Below are 3,893 nucleotides of genomic sequence, written 5' to 3'. Positions count from 1 at the left end.
TGGAATGAGGAGACGTATTTCTATGTCCACAATCTCCAGGGGGATGTCATCGGCCTGCTGGATCGCACCGGGGCACTTGTGGTACGCTATACCTATGACACCTGGGGAAAACCGCTCACCGTGGAAGGGACCCTGGCGGAAACCCTAGGGCAGAAGAATCCCTACCGGTATCGGGGGTATTCCTATGATGGAGAGACGGGGCTCTACTATGTAGGTGCAAGATACTATGACCCGGTAATCACTCGGTGGTTGAGTCCTGAACCTAATGTTTATGAAGGTGGATTTGATGAAGGCGCTGGGCTGTTGGCACCTAATGTTTACGCTTATTGCGCTAATAATCCAGTTATTTTATATGATCCCTCAGGAGAAGCATTAATGCTTGCGCTTGAAGGTGAGGGTTATTTAGTTACCACAGCTGCCGCGGGAGGTGCGAATTTTTGGAATCCAGTCGGTTGGGTGCTGTTAGGCGTAGCGGTGATTGGTGTTGGATATACGATTTATCAGAATCAGAAATACAAACCTAAAGCTCCGAGTTTACCTTCTTATAACAAGTTAAGACTAAATAAGAACCATATTATGTCGGGGCATAGTGCAGGTGGAAATCGAGGCGGACCCAATAAAGACAGGTTTCCAAAATGGATGACATGGTCTATGATACAAAAAGCAATTCAGGAAGCCTATAACACTGGTAAAAGGGTACAAACTCAAGGAGATAGCGTTTTTTTAAGAGGATTTTCTAAAACATATAATACTGTAGTAGAAATGTGGGTTAATTTAAAAGATAAAATCATTGAAACCGCATGGCCGAAATGAGGAGGATAAAATGCTAAAAATCTTATTTTTAGATGATTTTTATTATGCAAACGAAACTATAGATGTTACTTTTTATCTAGAGGTCAATGGGCGATCGTTTCCAGATGACCAATGGACAGATTTTGCTATTATTGTATTAAATTATTGGATTTCCAGTATTCTTGAAGTTCACCAAAATGAGAATGCTAATTTTGTCCTTCGTTTCATGGATGGTCCTTATTATGTCAATTGTTGTAAACAAGGAAACGGTGTCCAGATGACTTGTATTGAAGATAAAAAGCGTAAAATTACGATTTGCGAATGCAAGTTAGAATATAACGAGTTAGTCCATGAATTGATTGATGTATCGTCTAAAATTATCCATTCCATAGAGAGGCATGATTTTGGAGAGTTGAGAGGGTTAGATGATTTGAAAAAATCATTAAAACTACTTAAAACACTATAGTTATGTGCAAATAACCCCTCTGTTGGATGTTTTAAGATAACTAATAAAACGATTCCTTAAACGACCAAATAATTTCAAACACACAAACAAGAGGGGACGGGTTAATGGTATTTATCCTCGATTGGACAGTTAGCCTCAAAAGCAATTCAACAGTTATTACAAAACCCAGATGTAATCAAGGCAATAGGCAAAGGTCTAGCTATCTAAGGGTATTAGGGAGTGAGGATATTGAAAAGAATAGAATACTTTGCAGTGATAACAAGTCTTTTCAAATTCAAAACGATCACAGACGAACAAGGAAATGAGTTTGTTCTCTTTGCACAGAGTAATTATGATTTCGTTGAAAATATCAAAGATAGAACTGATTTTGAAGCCTATGAAAATCATGTTCATCTTATAGACAACATAAAGAAAAATGAGCTGAACAAGCTTATCCCTATCGCCAGAGATTTAGGACAAACAATGTTTCTTCGAATATCCTGATGGATTTTGCATTTCGGAGTACGTGATTGGTGAAAATGAATGGACAGAAGGTTTTTGTATAGATGAAGATATTTCCTAAAGAAACCATGTAGGTGAATTGCAAGAACGGCATAAGTGTTATAGGTATCGTAACATTGCTATTTTAGTGAATGAAAATGAGTTCTGAAATCCTCTGCAACTGTTGATGTATTTAAAAAAAATATCCTATGACCAGCCGCTATGCCGTGCTTAAAATGTACTGCACAGCGGTTTAATCATTGCGTATAAAACTGAAGAATTTCTCATGAAGAGGTGAACTTTTGGCATCAATTTTTACACTTCCCTTCCCCTCTTCCCCATAGTTTCCCGCCTGGTGGTTTATCTTTCCTTCAGATGGTGCTATAATAATTTTTGTTATAAAAACAGAACAAAATGTAGGAAGTTCCAAAGGAGGAATTATTTTGGGCGATCGAACGACACTCATGCGGGAGGAGAAGATCTTCAAGCTGTTTCTGCGCTTCTCCATTCCGGCGATTCTGGGGATGGTCGTGCAGTCCCTGTATAATATTGTTGACCGGATCTTCATCGGGAATATCCCGGTCACGGGTGGCCTGGCCATCAGCGGCATTGGCGTAGTGCTTCCCATCACCTTCATCATGATGGGCTTTTCCATGCTCTTCGGCATCGGCTCTGGAGCCAACATTTCCATTAAGCTGGGCCAGGGGGACAAGGATGGTGCGGAAAAACTTTTTGGCACCGGGTTCCTCATGCTGGCCACGGCCGGTCTTGCCATTACCATTGTGGGGCTGATCTTCCTCACCCCCATCGTCAATCTGTACGGAGCGGACGAAAGCATCCGAAGCTATGCTGAGGATTATCTGCGGATTATCCTCTACGGAAATGTGTTTAACACCATTGCCTTCGGTCTCAACAACATCATCCGTGCCGAGGGCAATCCGAAAATTGCCATGTACACCATGCTGGTGGGGGCCATCGCCAACACCATCCTCGATCCGGTTCTCATTTACGGTTTTAACATGGGCGTAGCCGGCGCTGCCTGGGCCACCATCATTGCCCAGTTCTTCAGTTTTGCCTGGACCATAAGCTATTTCCTTCGAGGAAAGGCCATGCTCCACCTGAAGCTGGAGAATATCCGCTACCATAAGGCGCGGATCCTGAAGATTATGTCCATCGGAGCTTCCCCCTTCGCCATGCAGGTGGCGGGCAGCGTCATCGGCATCATCATGAACAAGAGCCTGGTGACCTATGGCACCTCCTTGGCCATCGGGGCCTATGCGGCCATCAACTCCATCGTCACCCTCTTCTTCATGCCGATCTTCGGCATGAACCAGGGCCTTCAGCCCATCATCGGCTTCAACTACGGCGCAAAGAACTATAAGCGGGTGAAGGAAGCCCTGAAGGTGGGAGCCATTTCAGCCACGGTGCTTTGTGTCATCGGAATGATCTTCATCATGACCATCCCCCAGGTGTTCCTGAACTTCATCACCAAGGATCCGGACATCCGCGTCATGGGTGTTGTGGGAATCCGCCGGTTTATGCTAGCCATGCCCGTGGCGGGATTCCAGATTATCAGCGCCAATTTCTTCCAGGCCATCGGCCAGGCGAAAAAGTCCTTTATCCTCTCCATGCTGCGGCAGGTAATCATCCTTATCCCGGCTCTTCTGATCCTTCCCCCCATCTTCGGACTCATGGGGGTCTGGACGGCTCAGCCCGTGGCAGACACCGTCGCAGCGGTGACCACGACGCTCATGGTCAGATACCAGCTGAAGCTCATGGACAAGGAAGAACATCAGTGGCATGAAGCCCGTCAGCACGAGGTGGAAGTCAAGCTGGGACTTGAATAACTCTTGATTTTTTAACCAACAAAACAGGCTGTGGAAAAGCGTGATGCTTATTCCGCAGCCTGTTTCTTTATCATGTTTCCCTTTTGGGCATTCCTTCGCTGGAGAGATTACTCGTCGAACTGGGAGTTGTAGAGCTGAGCATAGAACCCTTCCTTGGCCAGGAGGTCCTCCTGAGTTTTGGAGTTCACAAACAGAGAACCCTTGATAAGACTTGTTTCAAGTCAAATCAAGGGTGATTTTTTTGTCCGATTATTTTAGATTCTTTGTCAGATCCAGTTTTGTCGAGCTGCGAAACTGCGTCAAGGTCA

At 44.5% G+C, this 3,893-nt stretch carries 4 protein-coding genes; all 4 read left to right on the top strand.

What is annotated here, in order from left to right; all coding sequences use genetic code 11:
• Positions 1–813 (top strand): RHS repeat-associated core domain-containing protein (locus KCG48_RS14310; protein ID WP_211802856.1); only part of this gene is annotated, 813 nt, incomplete at its 5' end.
• 10 nt (positions 814–823) lie between these two features.
• On the top strand, positions 824–1,258 hold the full coding sequence (locus KCG48_RS14305) for a hypothetical protein (RefSeq protein ID WP_211802855.1): 435 nt from the start codon (positions 824–826) through the stop codon (positions 1,256–1,258).
• Between the two features lie 228 nt (positions 1,259–1,486).
• On the top strand, positions 1,487–1,741 hold the full coding sequence (locus KCG48_RS14300) for a hypothetical protein (protein ID WP_211802854.1): 255 nt from the start codon (positions 1,487–1,489) through the stop codon (positions 1,739–1,741).
• Positions 1,742–2,181: 440 nt separating this feature from the next.
• Positions 2,182–3,585, top strand: coding sequence for an MATE family efflux transporter (locus KCG48_RS14295; RefSeq protein WP_230977160.1), 1,404 nt, complete (start codon positions 2,182–2,184; stop codon positions 3,583–3,585).
• Positions 3,586–3,893 lie beyond the last annotated feature (308 nt).

Source organism: Proteiniclasticum sediminis (assembly GCF_018128025.1).
Taxonomy (GTDB): Bacteria; Bacillota; Clostridia; order Clostridiales; family Clostridiaceae; genus Proteiniclasticum; species Proteiniclasticum sediminis.
The sequence above is the reverse complement of the archived record's forward strand: the minus strand, read 5'-3'. Positions and strand labels throughout refer to the sequence as shown.

Coding starts and splice junctions, on each gene's coding strand:
- KCG48_RS14305 (WP_211802855.1), top strand. CDS start 824: ATGCTAAAAATCTTATTTTTAGATGATTTTTATTATGCAAACGAAACT.